Source organism: Marinobacter sp. KMM 10035 (assembly GCF_046537445.1).
In the GTDB taxonomy this organism is placed as follows: Bacteria; Pseudomonadota; Gammaproteobacteria; order Pseudomonadales; family Oleiphilaceae; genus Marinobacter; species Marinobacter sediminicola.
Genome location: NZ_JBBVMG010000004.1, coordinates 107,143 through 124,259, shown reverse-complemented (window position 1 = coordinate 124,259; position 17,117 = coordinate 107,143). Strand labels below are relative to the sequence as shown.

The 17,117-nt window shown below is 52.8% G+C and carries 14 protein-coding genes; 11 read left to right on the top strand and 3 right to left on the bottom strand.

Annotated features, from left to right (window positions below; all coding sequences use genetic code 11):
- The first annotated feature begins 221 nt into the window (after positions 1 to 221).
- The 5 genes from typA (at position 222) to AADB16_RS17475 (ending at position 6,043) form a co-directional block, all read left to right on the top strand.
- Entirely contained in the window at positions 222 to 2,033 is a 1,812-nt protein-coding gene (gene typA, locus AADB16_RS17495; protein ID WP_309045817.1) for a translational GTPase TypA, read from the top strand.
- A gap of 138 nt (positions 2,034 to 2,171) precedes the next feature.
- Positions 2,172 to 3,134, top strand: a complete 963-nt coding sequence (pip, locus tag AADB16_RS17490; RefSeq protein ID WP_410805142.1) for a prolyl aminopeptidase — start codon at positions 2,172 to 2,174, stop codon at positions 3,132 to 3,134.
- Positions 3,135 to 3,228: 94 nt separating this feature from the next.
- Positions 3,229 to 3,675 carry a D-aminoacyl-tRNA deacylase gene (dtd, locus tag AADB16_RS17485; RefSeq protein WP_410805140.1) on the top strand — a complete coding sequence of 149 codons (447 nt, stop codon included), beginning with the start codon at positions 3,229 to 3,231 and terminating at the stop codon, positions 3,673 to 3,675.
- A gap of 383 nt (positions 3,676 to 4,058) precedes the next feature.
- A complete protein-coding gene (locus tag AADB16_RS17480) occupies positions 4,059 to 5,057 on the top strand; it encodes a porin (protein WP_410805138.1) in 999 nt (332 codons plus the stop codon).
- A gap of 98 nt (positions 5,058 to 5,155) precedes the next feature.
- Positions 5,156 to 6,043 carry a CYTH domain-containing protein gene (locus AADB16_RS17475; RefSeq protein WP_410805136.1) on the top strand — a complete coding sequence of 296 codons (888 nt, stop codon included), beginning with the start codon at positions 5,156 to 5,158 and terminating at the stop codon, positions 6,041 to 6,043.
- On the opposite strand, the gene mgtE is transcribed toward AADB16_RS17475, so the two are convergent.
- Positions 6,032 to 7,375, bottom strand: coding sequence for a magnesium transporter (gene mgtE, locus AADB16_RS17470; protein WP_410805134.1), 1,344 nt, complete (start codon positions 7,373 to 7,375; stop codon positions 6,032 to 6,034). The genes AADB16_RS17475 and mgtE overlap by 12 nt on opposite strands.
- A 22-nt stretch (positions 7,376 to 7,397) precedes the next feature.
- A complete protein-coding gene (locus AADB16_RS17465) occupies positions 7,398 to 8,567 on the bottom strand; it encodes a potassium channel family protein (RefSeq protein WP_410805132.1) in 1,170 nt (389 codons plus the stop codon).
- A gap of 78 nt (positions 8,568 to 8,645) precedes the next feature.
- On the opposite strand from AADB16_RS17465, the gene glnE reads away from it, so the two are divergent.
- The 3 genes from glnE to AADB16_RS17450 all read left to right on the top strand — a co-directional run bounded on the left by glnE (position 8,646) and on the right by AADB16_RS17450 (position 13,283).
- Positions 8,646 to 11,558, top strand: a complete 2,913-nt coding sequence (glnE, locus tag AADB16_RS17460; protein WP_410805130.1) for a bifunctional [glutamate--ammonia ligase]-adenylyl-L-tyrosine phosphorylase/[glutamate--ammonia-ligase] adenylyltransferase — start codon at positions 8,646 to 8,648, stop codon at positions 11,556 to 11,558.
- Between the two features lie 80 nt (positions 11,559 to 11,638).
- A complete protein-coding gene (locus AADB16_RS17455) occupies positions 11,639 to 12,562 on the top strand; it encodes a branched-chain amino acid transaminase (protein WP_309045809.1) in 924 nt (307 codons plus the stop codon).
- Between the two features lie 55 nt (positions 12,563 to 12,617).
- Entirely contained in the window at positions 12,618 to 13,283 is a 666-nt protein-coding gene (locus tag AADB16_RS17450) for a 3-deoxy-D-manno-octulosonic acid kinase (protein WP_309045808.1), read from the top strand.
- On the opposite strand, the gene AADB16_RS17445 is transcribed toward AADB16_RS17450, so the two are convergent.
- Entirely contained in the window at positions 13,284 to 14,162 is an 879-nt protein-coding gene (locus AADB16_RS17445; RefSeq protein WP_410805127.1) for a lysophospholipid acyltransferase family protein, read from the bottom strand.
- A 206-nt stretch (positions 14,163 to 14,368) separates the two neighbouring features.
- Here AADB16_RS17445 and AADB16_RS17440 point away from each other — a divergent pair, with 206 nt between their 5' ends.
- Genes AADB16_RS17440 through AADB16_RS17430 form a run of 3 tightly spaced genes read left to right on the top strand, consistent with a single transcriptional unit; the run spans position 14,369 to position 17,047 of the window.
- Positions 14,369 to 15,259 (top strand): glycosyltransferase family 2 protein, encoded by an 891-nt coding sequence (locus AADB16_RS17440; RefSeq protein WP_410805125.1) that lies wholly within the window; start codon positions 14,369 to 14,371, stop codon positions 15,257 to 15,259.
- On the top strand, positions 15,256 to 16,233 hold the full coding sequence (locus AADB16_RS17435; protein WP_410805123.1) for a DUF6492 family protein: 978 nt from the start codon (positions 15,256 to 15,258) through the stop codon (positions 16,231 to 16,233). The genes AADB16_RS17440 and AADB16_RS17435 overlap by 4 nt, the downstream gene beginning before the upstream one ends.
- Positions 16,226 to 17,047 carry a glycosyltransferase family 25 protein gene (locus AADB16_RS17430; RefSeq protein WP_410805121.1) on the top strand — a complete coding sequence of 274 codons (822 nt, stop codon included), beginning with the start codon at positions 16,226 to 16,228 and terminating at the stop codon, positions 17,045 to 17,047. Before AADB16_RS17435 ends, AADB16_RS17430 begins: the two co-directional genes overlap by 8 nt.
- Positions 17,048 to 17,117: the final 70 nt, after the last annotated feature.

Genomic DNA, 17,117 nt, shown 5'->3' with positions numbered 1-17,117 from the left:
GGCGTTCTTCTGCATATTAACGGTGCAGTGTTTTCGATATACTGCGCGCCGCTTCATTTTCTCTGCATGGGCTCAGGCTATTAGCCTGGGCGCGACATGCAGGGCGCTGGGCCGCCAGGTTCCAGTGGATGAATCCATTTTACAGATTTGAGATGGCGTGTGCGGGGTTGTCCCTGAATGGCTTTCTTGGATCATTGAGTGCATTTCTCAGGAATAAATTTGTGATTGAAAAACTTCGTAATATCGCCATTATCGCCCACGTTGACCATGGTAAGACCACGCTTGTAGACAAACTGCTGCGTCTGTCCGGCACCCTGGATCGCAAAGAGCTCGAGAACGAGCGCGTCATGGATTCCAACGACCAGGAAAAAGAGCGGGGCATTACTATTCTTGCCAAAAACACCGCCCTTAAGTGGAATGGCTACGACATCAATATTGTAGACACCCCTGGGCACGCGGATTTTGGCGGCGAAGTGGAACGAGTGATGAGCATGGTTGATTGCGTGCTGCTGGTGGTAGATTCCATCGACGGCCCCATGCCCCAGACCCGCTTTGTAACCCAAAAGGCTTTTGCAGCCGGGCTTCGCCCAATTGTGGTTGTGAACAAGGTTGACCGCCCGGGCGCGCGCCCGGATTGGGTTGTAGACCAGGTTTTCGATCTGTTTGACAGCCTCGGTGCAACCGATGAGCAGCTGGATTTCCCGATTGTTTATGCCAGCGCCCTGAACGGTGTAGCCGGCCTGGACCATGAGGATCTGGCAGACAACATGGATGCCGTATTCCAGGCAATCGTTGATCACGTGCCCGCGCCGTCTGTTGATCCGGAAGGTCCCTTCCAGATGCAGATATCCCAGCTCGATTACAGCAGCTTTCTTGGTGTGATCGGTATTGGTCGTATTGCACGCGGAAAGATTACAACCAACTCGCCAGTTGTTGCGATTGGTGCTGACGGCAAAAAGCGCCAGGGCCGCATCCTCAAGATTATGGGGCATTCCGGTTTGCAACGGGTGGAAGTACAAGAAGCCCAGGCTGGCGACATTGTGTGCGTAAGTGGCCTGGATCAGCTTTACATCTCAGACACCTTGTGTGACATGAACAACGTTGAGGCGTTGCCTCCGTTGACAGTAGATGAGCCTACTGTATCCATGACCTTCCAGGTTAACGACTCGCCCTTCTGCGGCAAGGAAGGCAAGTTTGTGACCAGTCGGAACATCAAGGATCGCCTTGAGAAGGAATTGCTGCACAACGTTGCCCTGCGTGTAGAAGAAGGCGACTCGGCAGATAAGTTCAAGGTATCCGGGCGTGGTGAACTGCATCTTTCGGTTCTGATTGAAAACATGCGCCGCGAAAACTTTGAGCTGGCCGTGGGTCGCCCGGAAGTGGTCATCAAGGAAGTGGATGGCGAGAAGCAAGAGCCGTACGAGAATGTTATTGTTGATATCGAAGAGCAGCACCAGGGCTCTTTGATGGAGCAAATGGGTCTGCGTAAGGGCGATCTCACCAATATGGTGCCGGATGGCAAGGGCCGTATGCGCCTTGAGTACACCATTCCTGCACGTGGGCTTATCGGCTTCCGTAACAGTTTTCTGACCATGACCTCCGGTACAGGTATTCTTACCTCAACCTTCAGCCATTACGGGCCGATCAAGAGCGGTGACGTTACAAGCCGCCAGAACGGTGTGTTGGTGTCTATGGCTACAGGTACAGCGTTGACCTACTCGCTGGAGACTCTCCAGAGCCGTGGCAAGCTTTTCCTCGACCCGGGTCAGGATATCTATGAAGGACAGCTTTGCGGGATACATAGCCGTGAAAACGACTTGGTGATTAACCCCACCAAGGGTAAGAAGCTGGACAACATGCGTGCCTCCGGCAAGGACGAAGTCATTGGCTTGGTGCCGCCGATCAAGTTTACCCTCGAACAGGCGCTGGAATTTATTGATGACGATGAGTTGGTTGAAGTAACGCCAAAATCTATTCGTCTGCGTAAGAAGCACCTTACCGAAAACGAGCGCAAGCGCGCGAATAAAAAGTAAGGCTTACGTTCTGAATCAGGCCGGCGCTGGTAACACAGCCCCGGCCTTTTTTTGGCCTCCGGTATATGCAAAGTCAACCGGTGCCCGCTTATCTCGGCTACACTATCTTCGACCCTAAACTGATCAGCGGAGCTCCCCATGCTTACCCTGTACCCGGACATCAAACCATACGCGAAGCACCGGCTGGCGGTGGAAGAGCCCCATGAGCTGTATGTTGAGGAAAGTGGCAATCCGGAGGGGATTCCCGTTCTCTTTGTTCATGGCGGCCCTGGAGGAGGGTGCGAGGATTACCACCGCAGATTCTTTGATGCAGAGCGTTTTCGGGTCATTCTTGTGGATCAGCGCGGAGCTGGTCACTCCACACCCCTGGCGGAACTTGAGGGGAACAGCACCGACAAGCTGGTTCAAGATATGGAAACCATTCGCGAATTCCTGGGGATTGAGCGCTGGCTGTTGTTTGGAGGGAGTTGGGGTTCGACTCTCAGCCTTGTGTACGCCCAAGCCCATGCTGATCGGGTTATAGGGCTTGTGCTCCGGGGTGTTTTTCTGTGCCGCCCACGGGATATTTCCTGGTTCTATCAGGACGGTGCAAGCCGTGTATTTCCAGACTACTGGCAGGAATTTGAGGCCCCGATACCTGAGGGTGAGCGCAGCGATATGGTCAGCGCTTACTACCGTAGGCTGACCAGCAGTAACGAATTGGAACAGATGCAGGCTGCGAAGGCTTGGTCTTTGTGGGAAGGCCGCTGCGCTACGTTGCACCCGAATCCGCGAGTTGTTGAGCATTTTGGCCATCCGCATGTTGCCATCGCACTGGCGCGAATCGAGTGCCACTATTTCATGAATGCTGCGTTTCTCGAAGATAATCAGATTGTAAGGAATGCACACAAGCTTCGGGATATACCCGCCATTATTGTTCATGGTCGCTACGACATGGTGTGTCCGTTGGATAATGCGCTTGCCCTCAGCAATGCGTGGCCCGAAGCGGAGCTGCGAATCATCCGCGAAGCCGGGCATTCAGCATCTGAGCCTGCCATTGTGGATGCGCTGCTGAGAAGTGTTGATGAGGTGATTGCGAGAGCGGATAAAAATGCTGGCTGACGCTAGCCGTTAGTCGGGGTTGCGAGAATCTGCGAGCATGGCTACACTCTTGCCTGTTTGTAATTCTCATTGACCGGAGTTAACAAAAAAACGGATGAAAGGACTTATCCAGCGGGTGTCAAAAGCCAGTGTCGACGTTAACGGTCGTGAAATTTCGCGCATAGATACCGGTATTTTAGTGTTGCTGGGTGTGGAGCGGGGAGATGGACAGAATGAAACAAAACAGTTGCTTCGGAAAATACTTACCTATCGCATCTTTCCTGATGAAGCGGGGCGCATGAACCTTAGTGTGTTAGATGCAGGTGGCGCCTTGCTTGTCGTACCCCAGTTTACACTTGCTGCTGATACCTCTTCAGGTACACGTCCTGGATTTTCATGTGCTGCTGCTCCGGATTTGGCAGAAATTCAGTACGCCAGTTTCCTTGATCTGGCACGGGCGGAGCTTGGCGCAGCAAGGGTTGGAGAAGGTTTGTTCGGCGCAGATATGAAGGTAAGCCTGGTTAATGACGGGCCGGTAACTTTTATGCTTTCAACCCGCTGAGTGTTGTTGCAAACTTATTCAGGCAAACGTTGATTTACCCTCACGCGAAGCGCAGAAGAGCCCAGGCCAAAGTTGTAATGGAATAAGGATTTGCATTTTTGGCATTAAATGAGTTAAAAAAATGACATGAAATGTTTGCAAAGTAAGCGTTCATGTATTAAAAGTGAGTCATCATGCGGCGCATTAAGAGTGTGCCATAAGTGACTGAAGCATAAAGAGCTGACTGGTCGTAGATCTTTATGATAAGAAAAGTTGCTTCTTTGTCATAGATTTGACATGTTGCAAACCTAAAATAAGAGCCATCCGGTTTTCTGGGGCAGCTTATAGAAATCGGGATTAACCCGTTGTTAAAACCTGAAATAACTCGCAAAAGGACATACAACATGAAGAAGACTCTCATTGCATCAGCTATTGCTGCCGTCGCTTTTTCCGGCACCGCTATGGCTCAGGAAAGCAACCTGCCGACCTTTTACGGCAATATCCAGTATGCGCTGACGCATACCAGTGTTGACGGTGGCAACAGCAACCTTGCCCACAATGACAATGGCTCTACAATTGGTTTGACCCATAGTCATGAGATTTCGCCAGGTCTTACTGGTTTTATGAAGATTGAGCTTGATGGCATTGATGCAGACGATAAGTCTAAAGGCCGTGGCCGTATCAAACTGGATGAAGCATACATCGGTGTTAAAGGTGATAACTTCGGTCAGTTGTGGGTTGGCTCTGATGACTCGTTGTACGAAAGTGCAATTGACAAGATTGCTAACTACTACGAAGTTGGTACCTACAACATTGGTGGCAACTACACTACTGGTGAAGGCGACCTGATCCAGTACATGACACCATCTTTCGGTGGATTGAAACTGGGTGCTGCTGTGCAGGTCAATGGTGATGGTGATGCACAGTCAGGTGGCAAGAAGAGCTATCCGTACCAGTTGGCTGCAATCTACTCCGTAGATGCGCTGACCCTTGCCTTTGCTATGGATTCTAACGATGGAGCCACAGGGTATTCCTCGGCAGCGCCAGAAGCTCCCCTGAGCAACGAAAATACCTACGGTGTGCGTGCAGCTTATAGCATGGATGCGCTGGGTGTTTCTCTTGAGTATCAGACCCGTAAAGATGCCTACAGTGTTATCGGTCTGATGGGAACCTACTCTTTGGGCAAGAACGTTTTCGCACTCTCTTATGAAATGGCCGAGGCTGATGGCATCAGCGGCGATGCGAAAAATGACACCATTACCCTGCAGGCGCTTCATAACTTGTCAGACAACATGTATGTCTACGTTGAAGGCTACCTGGGTGGCGGTGATGACGGAGTTTACGGTATTGCTAACGAGAGTCAGGCTTCTTCTGTCTCGGTTGGTGGCACTTACTACTTCTGATTAGACAGCTAATCACTTAGTTTAGTATTGAAAACCGGTGACCTTAGGGTCACCGGTTTTTGCGTTTATGGTTCGCAGAAATTGAAGGTGCGACAAGTATGGCGGAAGAGTTGGAAATAAAACTGAGCCTAAACACCGCCAGCCTCTTAGCGGCTATGGGTTGGTTGTTGGCTCAGCCAGAAGCTCAAGTAGGCAGCAAGAAATCTTTGGTGAACTGTTACTATGACACCCCCGATGCGGAGCTGAATAATCAACAGGCAGCCCTTCGTGTGCGCCAAGCGGGTAGTCAGTACATACAGACACTAAAAACCCGCGGCGAGTTCGTGAACGGCGCGCACCGCCGCGATGAATGGGAGTGGCCAGTTTCGGGCCCTTCTCTTTCGTTGGGGCTGCTGGCGGAGACCTCGTTGGGCGATTATGGGGATTTGGCGCGGCTAGCGCCGGTGTTTGAAACCAATTTTACCCGCCAAGTGATTATGCTGGACGATGGTAAGGCGGTGATTGAATGTGCTGTAGATGAGGGCGTCATCGCCGCTGGCGGACAGGAAAAGCCGCTGCACGAAGTGGAGTTTGAGCTTGTCTCAGGCGATCCATCCAGGCTGCTTGTATGGGCAGAAACGCTCGCCCGGCAATGCCCGGTGTTTCTGAATCTGATCAGTAAGGCTGAGCAGGGTTACTACCTTGCAGGAATACATGTTACGGCCGAAGATAACGACGTACAGGTCGACACGCATGATGACCTTGATCGCCTTTTACACCGACTTAGTTATGCCTGGCTTGTGCAGGGGAGCGTATCGCTTGATGGACTGGATGTTCAGGCGCTGGCTGTGCAGGCGGAAGCTTCCGGGCTGGGGCAGTCCTTTGCCACAGTAGTTGAGGCCTTGGCCAAGGGTCAGTCTTTGGAGGATTTGCTGGACAAGCCAGAACTTGGTCAATGTCAGCTTGGCTTGCTGGCGAATCGAGCAAGGCGCTCGCTAGGCCCCTAAAATCAATGTGGCGATACTGAAATAGATCAGTACACCGCTTACGTCGGCAATGGTTGTGATAAGGGGAATGCTGGCTGCAGCAGGGTCAATGCCCATTCGATTGAGCAGCAGTGGCAGCAGGATGCCTATTAGCCCGCCGGCAAGCACAACCGCAATCATGGTGATGGCTACAATTGTGGCTATAACCATCTCCGTGCGAAATATGCCTACAACCCACACCGTCAGCGCCATGCTCAGGCCGAGGGCGGTTGCCACGAGTAGCTCTTTATTAAACAGGCGAAGCCAATCGCGGTTTACCACATCTCCCGTTGCGATGCCCCTTACAACCAGTGTGGCGGATTGTGCCCCTGCGTTGCCAGCGCTGGCAACCAGGAGTGGCATGAAGAACAGCAAAGCCAGATGAGCGCCTATGATCTCTTCAAAATGCGCGATACCGGCACCAGTGAAGATGTTGGCAAACACCAGAATAACTAACCACTGGATACGGGATCGGTAGAGTGAAAAAGGTGAGGCCAGAGTAATGCCTGAATCGAGATTGCTGACCGTACCGCCTTTGTGAATGTCTTCCGTTGCCTCTGCCTCGATAACGTCCATGGCGTCATCGTAGGTGATGATGCCGGCAAGGCGGTTGTGGTCGTCTACAACGGGTAGTGCCAGGAGGTCGTACTTGGCAATCAGCCTGGCTACATCGTCCTGCGACGTGTTCGTGTGCGTAGTCACCAGGCCCGTGGCGAGCAGGGAGTCGATAACGGTGTCGGGCTTGGCAATAATCAGTCGGCGCAAGGACACTACGCCGATCAGCACCTGGTCTTCATCAATCACGTAGGATTGGTAGATGGTTTCTTTGTTTTCTGCTGTTTTGCGCAGGATATCTATGGCTTTACTCGCGGTGATGCCGGACTCAAACACTGCGTAATCCGTGCTCATCAAAGCGCCAGCCGTGCCCTCTGGGTATGCCAAAAGCGCGGTAAGGTCTTCCTGATCTTCCTGGTCAAGCTTTTTGATTAGCTGTTTCTGACGAGGCTCTTCAAGCAGGTTGAAAAAATCAACCCGGTCGTCCGATGGCATTTCTGTGGTAAGTAATGCCAGTTCAGCCAGAGGTGTTGTTTCGGTTAGTAGCAGCTGGGTGTCCGGGTTGGTATAGCCCAGAACTTTCGCTCGTAGAGCAATAGGGAGGCCCTTAAACAGAGCGCGGCCTGTTTCTCCCTCAATATTTTGCTCGATAAATTCGGCAAGGTCGGCAGCGTTGAATAGATTCGCGGCGTCAACAACGGCCGTAGGCTGACCGGATGCAAGCGCATCTACCAGCGGCTGGAAAAGGACGGACTCCATAGACGATGCCTGGGAAAATTGCTCAGTGAGTAGTAGGGTTTGAAGTATTGGTTATGGTCGCATCTTCCTGCATGTTTCTCCATTTTTCCATAAACTTGCGATAGCGCTCCAGAGCCTCTTTAACCACCTCCAGATCTGGCGTGTCGCTGGATTTGACCAGCACGATAAGGCCTTTGCCCTCAATCTCTTCGGTTATGGCCGGGTGGCAAATAACCTCGTCGTCATGATTAATATAGGCCAGTGCGGTACCAATGCCATGGCGAATCAATGCGCTGACAATATCAGCCCAGTTAAGATCATCCAGTTCCAGGTCGTAGCGGTGTGGGTGGTCCTGCTCGTAGTTGAACATGTCCTCCAGAACTTTTTCTGATCCCGGAGCCACTACAGAGCGCACCATGATCTCAGGGTAGGTGCGAACCGGGCGAATAACGGCCCGAACGCCAAGTTCTTTGTAGCGGCTGCGGTTGGCGTCTGTAACGCACTCTACGGTTGTTTTCTGGCCCAGATTGAGCTCGCCAAGGCGGTGGGATATGTCGAAGGTGAGGCTGTCTGAATGTGGGTCGGATTCGTCAGCAGCCAATACAACAATGTGTTTGGCGCTGCCCGCGTGTACGGCCTTCAATGCTTCGGGATCGAACCCGGAGCCATGGTAGTGAACGATCCCCAAATCGGACAGCTCGGCTGGCAAACCGCTGGGGAATTCCCGGGTAAGTAGCATGATGGGAATGCTCTCATAGCCCTGCACGGCCCGGATTTGCGTTGCAAAGCGCATGAAGTACGTGGTGCCGCCGTGTCTCGGGGTATTGATAATAACAATGTGGTTGTTCATTTTATAGATCCAGCGTCCGGTGAGAATGCGTTCCCGGCGGTAGAACCGGTACTCGATAAAATCGCTGACAATCAGCGTCATTAATGTAATAGCGCCCACGAATATGAATAAAATGGTGCTGATCCTGCCAATGTAGGTGACGGGTGCGAAGTCGCCATAGCCTACAGTCGCGATGGTGGTCATGGTCATCCAAAGCGACTCGAACAGCGTCAGATCCTCCACCGCCCATATAATCAATATGTGGGTGGACAGTAGCGTGATCAGTACCATGAACAGGTTTTTTGCCCGCCTCCGGATGAGCCCGCCCATAGGTATCTTGCTTTTTTCATGTTCCGCGTTGAGGGGGAAGCGGTTTCTCAGCATCCGGTGTTGGCCTGTTCAGTCTCGGGTAAGTTCGTTATACAGTAACGGAAATATAACAGAGAGACAGGGGTTTGCATTATGTCCGAGCCATGGAATAGCCTTCCTTTGCCGTTGGCGGATGATGTTTCTGCCAGTTGGGCATCGGTTTTTCCGGGAGGTTTGCCAGGCTGGCTGCTGGCGGATGCCAACGTGTCGGAAGATATCGTTGCCCAAGCCATGGCGCGGAGTCTGTTTTTGCGGCAAACCCTTGAGCGGCATCCAAAGCAGGTGCGCACTCTTTTGGAGTCGCGATTGCTGAGCGAGCCCACCACGCCAGAGTATCTTCAGGTACGTTGTAGTGAGTATCTTTCGGAAGTAACGGATGAACCCGGCCTGCATGTGGCTTTGCGTCGTTTCCGCCGGGAGGCGCAGTTCCGAATTATCTGGCGGGATTTGCTGCGCTGGGCTGATCTGGCGGAAACCATGGCGGCGACCAGTGCATTTGCTGAGGTGTGCATTCAGGGTGCGCTGGACTGGCTGAACGAAGCCGCCTGTGAGCAGTATGGCACCCCCTGGGGTTTGGACCCGGTGACAGGTGCAGAGGCGCCCCAATCCTTGATTGTTATCGGCATGGGAAAGCTGGGCGGACGTGAGTTGAATGTGTCTTCGGATATTGATCTGATTTTTGCGTTTCCCAGCAAAGGCGAAACCCGAGGTGGTCGGCGTTCACTGGACAACCAGCAGTTTTTCATCCGGCTTGGCCAGCGTTTGATTCAGGCGCTGGACCAGATCACCGCTGATGGCTTTGTGTTCCGTGTGGATATGCGCCTGCGCCCTTATGGGCAAAGTGGTGCGCTTGCACTGAGTTTCGCCGCACTGGAAACCTACTATCAGGATCAGGGGCGAGACTGGGAGCGTTACGCCATGGTCAAGTCACGTGTGGTAGCGGGTGATCGAAAGGCTGGGGAAGTTCTGATGGAAAGCCTCCGGCCCTTTGTGTATCGCCGTTACATCGATTTCAGCGCGTTTGAGTCACTGCGCAGTATGAAGGCGATGATTGGTCGCGAAGTCCGCAGGCAAGGCCTTGAGAATAATATCAAGCTTGGCAGTGGCGGTATTCGTGAAATCGAATTTGTGGTTCAGGCCTTCCAGCTCATCCGTGGCGGCCGCGACAGAGAGCTTCAACAGCGTGAATTGTTGGTTATTCTGAAAGAGCTGGAGGAGTTGGAGCTCTTGCCTTCGCGGGTAGTCAACGAGCTTCGCGAAGCCTATGTTTTTCTTCGCAACCTTGAGCATGCCCTGCAGGGCATGGAGGACAAACAAACCCAGCTGCTGCCCGAGGATGAGATTTCAAGAGCGCGCATCGCAGTGATTATGGGCTTCGACGATTGGCCATGCTGCCAGCATGCTTTGGCACTGCACCGAGAAAATGTAGCAACCCATTTTGCTAACATTATTGCCACAGAGGAAGGCGAAGACAGTGCCCAGACAACCTTGGATGAAGGCTGGTGTGAGCTTTGGCTGGCGGAAGTTGATGAGGCTTCAGATACCGAGTGGCTGGAAGAACACGGCTATGAAGACCCGGCGGGAAGTCTTGGTCTACTCGCCAGTTTGCGTGACAGTCGCACCGTTCAGACTATGCAGACGCAGGGGCGTAAGCGACTGAACCAGTTTATGCCGGTGCTTCTGGAAGCGTTATCGGAAGTGGAGAAACCATCAGAAACCTTGTCCCGTGTTTTGCTTTTGGTTGAAGCGATTTTGCGCCGAACGGCCTACATGGTTTTATTGCTGGAAAACCCCGGAGCCCGCGCGCAACTGGTAAGCCTGTGTAGCGACAGCCCCTGGATTGCCCGGCAGTTGGCTGAAACCCCTTTGCTGTTGGATGAGTTGCTTAACGCTGAAAGCCTATACAGCCCGCCGGCGCGAGAAGAGTTGCAGGATGACCTGCGTCAGCAAATGCTGCGGATTTCATATGATGATCTGGAAAACCAGATGGAGTCGCTGCGCCACTTTAAAAAGGCCCACACCCTCCGCGTTGCGGCCTCCGAGCTAAAGGGCACCTTGCCTCTCATGAAGGTAAGTGACTATCTCACCTGGATTGCAGAGGTGGTGCTTGATCATGTGGTCGACGTTGCTTTCGCCAATCTGGTCGCCCGCCATGGGTATCCCGGGCAAGCTGAAGGGGCGAGCGGCGGCACGGACTTTGCGGTGATTGGCTACGGAAAACTCGGTGGCATCGAGCTGGGCTACACTTCGGATCTTGACTTGGTGTTTGTTCACACTGCAGACCCAGAGTTAACAACGGATGGTGATAAACCCATTGATAACGTGGTGTTCTATACGCGCCTTGGCCAGCGCATTGTTCATATCCTGAATGCGCAAACCCCTTCCGGCCAGTTGTATGAGGTCGATATGCGGCTGCGACCATCGGGTAATTCGGGGTTGTTGGTGAGTACCCTGAGTGCATTTGAAAAGTACCAGCGCAACGACGCCTGGACGTGGGAACATCAAGCCTTGGCTCGGGCCCGAGGCGTTGCAGGGAGCAAGCAAACAATTGCAGCGTTTGAGACGGTTCGACACGACATACTTTGCCAGAAACGTGACAAGGATTCCCTGCGGCAGGAAGTGCTGGAGATGCGCGAGAAAATGCGCAGCAATCTGGGTACGCCTGAAAGCCAGCGGGAAGAGACCTTTCACATAAAGCACGATGCGGGCGGCATTGTGGATATGGAATTCATGGTGCAGTACCTGATGCTGGCCTGGAGTGAGGCGCACCCGGAGCTGACCCAGTGGTCTGACAACATCCGGCAAATGGAGGAGTTGGGTCGGGCTGGGGTGTTGCCTGTGGGCGATGCGGAGAAGCTGCGTGAGGCTTATATCGCCTTACGGTCCAGCATTCACCGACGAGCCCTGCAAAATCTTAATAGCCAGGTGGCGAGTGATGCGTTCACAGGCGAGCGGCGATACATTCAGTCCGTCTGGAAGAAAATCATGTTGGTGTCGCCAGCCTAGTGTCGTTCCGCCAAAATTTCCTGATAGAATGCCAGACTACACTAGGTTTCCAAAAACCGCTTTTTTAGGAGCAACGAAGCATGACGATGGCTGATCGCGATGGCGTTATCTGGCTGGATGGTGAAATGGTCCCCTGGCGTGAAGCCAAAACCCACGTCCTGACCCACACTCTGCACTACGGCCTGGGCTGTTTTGAAGGGGTGCGCGCTTACAACACTGCGAATGGCCCGGCTATTTTTCGCCTGCAGGACCATACCGATCGTCTATTCCGCTCTGCCCATATTCTGAACATGAAGATGCCGTTCAGCAAAGAAGAGCTGAACGCAGCTCAACTTGCAGCGGTTCGTGAGAATAACCTTGATGAAGCCTACCTGCGCCCGATGGTGTTTTTGGGCTCTGAAGGCATGGGTCTGCGTGCGGATAACCTGAAGGTTCATGTAATGGTTGCGGCCTGGAGTTGGCCTTCGTACATGTCGCCAGAAGCCAAGGAAGTTGGCATCAAGGTGCGCACCTCTTCATACACTCGCCACCACGTTAACATCACCATGTGTAAGGCGAAGGCAAACGGCAACTACATCAACTCCATGCTGGCGTTGAACGAAGCTATTGCCAGTGGCTGTGAAGAAGCGCTGCTGCTCGATAACGAAGGTTATGTGGCTGAGGGTTCGGGCGAAAACATCTTTATCATGCGCAATGGGATTCTGCACACACCAGAGCTGACTTCTTGCCTGGAAGGCATTACCCGCCAAACCATTCTGGATTTTGCCGCCGAGTTGAACATTCCGGTGAAAGAGCGTCGTATTACTCGCGATGAAGTGTATGTTGCCGACGAAGCGTTCTTTACTGGTACCGCAGCTGAAGTGCTGCCAATTCGTGAGCTGGACGGTCGTGCTATTGGCGCTGGCAAGCGCGGACCGGTAACCGAGAAATTGCAGGCTATGTATTTTGATGCGGTGAAAGGAAAACTGCCGCAGCATAGCGACTGGCTGACGCACGCAGGGTAATTCCCCTGTGGGGGCGAGCTGCGTCAAGCATATTGGAGGCACTGGAGGTTATCTGGTGTCTTCAGCCGTTAAAGAGAGTTTCCGGGAAGAGTGGTTCGACCCGGATTTCTGGGGTGGGAACGCAGTTTTGATCACCCAAGGTGGCCGAGGCGCTGCCTGGTTTGTTGAAGGGCCGTTTGGCGAGGGTGTATTGCGACACTTTTGTCGCGGAGGCTTGCCGGGTCGTTTTATTCGACGAAGTTATGTATTCACCAGCGAAGATGCCGTTCGATCGTTCGCCGAATTCCGCTTGTTGAATCAGCTTCTCGATGAAGGTTTGCCCGTACCTGAGCCTATTGCTGCAGGCTACCGGTTGCATGGGCCTCTATTCTATAGTGCATCACTGATTATTCGTCGGATTCCCGGTGCAAAGCCAATCTCTGAGTATATTGACTCGTCGAGCGGAGAAATCTGGCAGGCGGCAGGTGCCTGTGTGCGCCGGTTTCACAACGCCAGCGTGAACCATGCGGATTTGAACTGCATGAACATTCTGGTTGCGGATCAAGTCTACCTGATTGATTTTGACCGGGGGCGCATCATGCCAGAACAGGCTGGAGATGGGTGGAAAGAAAGCAACATCAGTCGCCTTGAGCGGTCTACAAAGAAGTGCCTCGGGCAACTCGATGACAAACTGCGAGAGCAGTTCTGGCAGAGATTTATGAGGGGTTACCGGGAGGGCTGATCAGTAAACCGGCGTTTCTCCTGGGGCCGTTCGGCGAAAGCGCTTGTACTCCCACTGATACTGTTCCGGCGCCATTTCAATACATTGCTCCACTGAACGGTTCAGCGCGGCAAGCGATTCGGGCATATCTTTCGACGTCATACCTTTGTCCGCTTTCTTGATGACAATCTTGAATCCTTCGCCGTTGGGTAGTCTCTGGGCAAAGGTGATCAGCGGCTGTGCACCCGTTTTATGAAGCAGTTTTGAGGAGAGTGTCATTGTGGCTGTAGGGATGCCATAAAATGGTGCGAACTCACCGCCTTCCAGTCTTGGGGTTTGATCGGGCAATATGCCTACGACACCACCTTCCCGCAAAATTGAGAAGAGGCGAATGATGCCGCGCCGATCCGTTGCAACCAGCTCAGAACCGCTGCGGCTTCTGACATTTTTAATATAAGTTTCAAATTCCAGCCGGTTAGGTGGGCTGTAAAGGGCTGCCATTTTATAGCGGGACGCAAAGAACAGTCCGGCAAGTTCCCAGTTGCCCAGGTGTGGAGCAAGTAGAAGCAGGCCTTTGCCATCTGCTTTATAGCTATCAAGCAGCTCTTCGCCTTCAATTTCCTTTATCAGGCCCAGGCAGCGTTCGACCGGCCACTCCCACATTAAAGGAATCTCCATTGCTGTGGCACCGGTTTCGCGAAGGCTCTGGCGGCCCAGGAGTTCCCGTTCCGCATCTGTAAGATTTGGATAACAGGCAAGCAAGTTTTTGCGGGTGGTTTCTACAGAACGACCGCCCAATCTCCAAACCAGGCCGCCCAGAAAATGGCCAATGTTTTGAGCCCAGCGGAGGCTGAGTAAGGAAAGTAAGCGAAAAGCCAGAGCGATGAGTTTGCCGGACACAAGAAAAATCCAATCAGCGGGATGCAGATCAGAAAAGTACCACTGTCATCTGGTCCGTACAAGTTGGGGGCTGTTTGGTTAACAGATGGTTTCCTGTATTTGAGACCGCGCCATGTTAGAATTTGCCGCTTTAAGGAATGACGCCCGGAGGAAAATCCCCCCCCTTCAGTCGGGCGCAAGAATCAGGCGCGACTCGGGCAGCAATTATGTGGAATTTGATCGTACTGGCTTTTTATCGGTTTGCGGCGGGTGGCTGGATACCGGCCGCATGGTTTGAACCCAATCTACCGCCAGAAAAGGATCGCGCTGCCCGCACGGGGCACCTGAGTGTTGAAGTTGTCAGCCACTGCTGGAACTACTCACATTTCCTTGTTTATCAACTTAGCTCTGTGGTGCTTTTCCCGCCTGAGAAGCTTGATGTGACGATGACCGTTTTTTACAGCCCCGAAGATGCTAAAACAAAAGCACTGTTAGATTTTTTTGGTCAACAGGTGGTTCCGGGTGTTAGCTGGAACTGGCAACCAATTCCAAAACAGCAGCTTTTTCGTCGTGGCATTGGTCGCAACCGCGCCGCTCTGGCAACAAAAGCAGACTGGGTCTGGTTTACTGACTGCGACCTGATGTTTCGTGACAACTGTCTGGATGCCTTGGCAGAGGCGTTGCAGGGGCGCCAGAACGCACTATTATTCCCGAAAATCGAACGAACAACGGACTTGCTGGCGGAGAACAACCCCATGCTTCAGGCGGGCTCGTCTGAGCCACAAGTGCTCGATATTGACACCTCATCGTTTACCTCACGGCAAATATCCAAGGCAACTGGGCCACTGCAGATCGCCCATGGTGACGTTTGCAGAGCTGTCGGCTATTGCCGGAACATTGGGTTGTATCAGCAGCCGGTAGAGAGCTTTGCAAAATGCCATGAAGACCGAGCATTTCGCTGGTTGTTGCGCAGCCCCGGGGAGCCGATTTCGATTCCGGGTGTATTCCGGATTCGGCACGTTGCGAAAGGGCGGTATAGCGGCAGTGAAACCCGCAGTCGGCTCAGAACCTGGTTGCGGGTTTGGCAGTCACGGCGGCGGGACAGGAGCGCGAAATGATGGATGCAGCGCCGTCATTCATCCTTATAACGCCCACTTGGTCTGGCGATCTTGAGCACTTCAGGCTGTTACGAGCCTCCATAGAGCGCTCTGGGTTGCGGGATATTCCGCATGCAACCGTCGTCCAGGCTGAGGATAGGCATGCCTTCAGTGGTTTTGAGGGCGGTTCTCTTACTATGCTCAGTACAGCCGACGTTCTACCTGTAGCACTAGAGCAAAGGCGGCTGAAGGCGCGGGCTTATGAACGGCTGTTCGGGCGCCATGTCACCCGTATTGCCGGAAGCTTGTCCAGAAAAATCGGTGTGCCGTCCTGGCCGCATTACACTGGCTGGCACACCCAGCAGATATGTAAACTCAAGCTGGCGGCGGAGTCTGAATGTGACTATGCGGTTGTTATTGATTCTGATGTGGTTGTCTGCCCGGATGCAACGCCAGCGGAGCTCTTGCCTGCAGGGAGTGCCATCGCCTGTTATGCCACATGGGGCTCGCCAGAAAGTTTGATTTCAAAAGTCCGGAACTGGGTGAATCAGGCGAGTCTCTTGGTCCATGCAAAGCCTGAACATAATGGCCGCATCAATGATTACTTTGACACTCCTTTTATAATCCATGTGCCGACCCTGAGAGCCTTGTTTGAGTGGCTTGAATCGGAACATGGTGAGCCTTGGTGGAGTGTTTTGCTTAAGCAACCTCCGCGTAGGTGGTCTGAGTTTGCAACCTACAAAGCATTCCTGGCTCGTAGACGGACGGAATATGGCCAGAATGTCGTTTGGGCAGATACAGGGCATATCCGATATATTTTCGATACCAGCGATGCAGAGCGTCTTTCTCGCGAAGTGGCTTTGTGCTTCAAGGACCCCTCTATAAAATTCGTGACTATTCATTCCCAAAGTACGGGGCGGAAATTATGGTCGGTTGAGAATTGGTCTGGCCAGCTTATGAATTTGATTACTAAACAGGACGGGCTGAATGACTGACGTTAATTCTTCCCAGCACTCGGAGTTTGCTGGACGTCATCCTTTGATTCTTGTGGTTAGCCTCCTGCGGGCGCTGGAAAGGCGAGTGGCCATTGAAGCTCAATTCGCCTCACTTGACGCAGAATTTGAATTCTTTGATGCCGTTGATGGAAAGGACGGCCATGCACTGTTTAGTCACTATGATCCGGAGAGAGTCAGGTCAATCGGTGGTAAGCCGCTTACCTATGGGCAGTTGGGCTGCTTTGCCAGTCACTTTCTGATTTGGCAGCGGTGTGTTGAATCTGGGCAGGCAGTTATAGTGCTTGAGGACGATGCGCAAATTTTCCCGGCACAGTTCACGGAGTTCCTGCAGTTGATACCTCTGCTGCCAGATAGCGTGGAATGTGTACGGCTGTTTGAGAATAAGGCACGGAACACTCTCTACTACCCGGTCATGGAGTTCGGATCACTTCAGTTAGGGAAGTATCTTAGGGGTCATATAAGTGCAACAGGCTACTATCTAACGCCCGCTGCTGCTGGGAAGTTTATTGCTTATTGCCAGAGTTGGGCTGAGCCTGTTGACCGCTTAATGGATCATTTTTGGGTCAACGGGGTTGAATGCTATGGCATCGATCCACCCTGCCTTACCCACGACCCTGTGCAAGGGTCGTTTATGCCTTGGGGTGAGGAGCAAAAGGCAAAGCGAACGCTCCGAAGCTACTTGAGGTGGCGTTCATACATGCTTCGACAAAAGGTTGGCAGAGCCGTTCACAATCTTTGGTACCTAATGAGAGTTAGGCCTGGAAAGGCACGGCGCCAGGACTTTGACCGCTAACTGCGAGCGGACTTGCCTCTGGAAGGTAGTTTTTGCCTTTTAAAGTGGGAACTGGAATTTCACAGGAATA

Excerpts from the sequence above, each read along its gene's own strand:
- pip (WP_410805142.1), top strand. The coding sequence starts at position 2,172 with ATGCTTACCCTGTACCCGGACATCAAACCATACGCGAAGCACCGGCTG.
- dtd (WP_410805140.1), top strand. The coding sequence starts at position 3,229 with ATGAAAGGACTTATCCAGCGGGTGTCAAAAGCCAGTGTCGACGTTAAC.
- AADB16_RS17480 (WP_410805138.1), top strand. The coding sequence starts at position 4,059 with ATGAAGAAGACTCTCATTGCATCAGCTATTGCTGCCGTCGCTTTTTCC.
- AADB16_RS17475 (WP_410805136.1), top strand. The coding sequence starts at position 5,156 with ATGGCGGAAGAGTTGGAAATAAAACTGAGCCTAAACACCGCCAGCCTC.
- mgtE (WP_410805134.1), bottom strand. The coding sequence starts at position 7,375 with ATGGAGTCCGTCCTTTTCCAGCCGCTGGTAGATGCGCTTGCATCCGGT.
- AADB16_RS17465 (WP_410805132.1), bottom strand. The coding sequence starts at position 8,567 with ATGCTGAGAAACCGCTTCCCCCTCAACGCGGAACATGAAAAAAGCAAG.
- glnE (WP_410805130.1), top strand. The coding sequence starts at position 8,646 with ATGTCCGAGCCATGGAATAGCCTTCCTTTGCCGTTGGCGGATGATGTT.
- AADB16_RS17455 (WP_309045809.1), top strand. The coding sequence starts at position 11,639 with ATGACGATGGCTGATCGCGATGGCGTTATCTGGCTGGATGGTGAAATG.
- AADB16_RS17440 (WP_410805125.1), top strand. The coding sequence starts at position 14,369 with ATGTGGAATTTGATCGTACTGGCTTTTTATCGGTTTGCGGCGGGTGGC.
- AADB16_RS17435 (WP_410805123.1), top strand. The coding sequence starts at position 15,256 with ATGATGGATGCAGCGCCGTCATTCATCCTTATAACGCCCACTTGGTCT.
- AADB16_RS17430 (WP_410805121.1), top strand. The coding sequence starts at position 16,226 with ATGACTGACGTTAATTCTTCCCAGCACTCGGAGTTTGCTGGACGTCAT.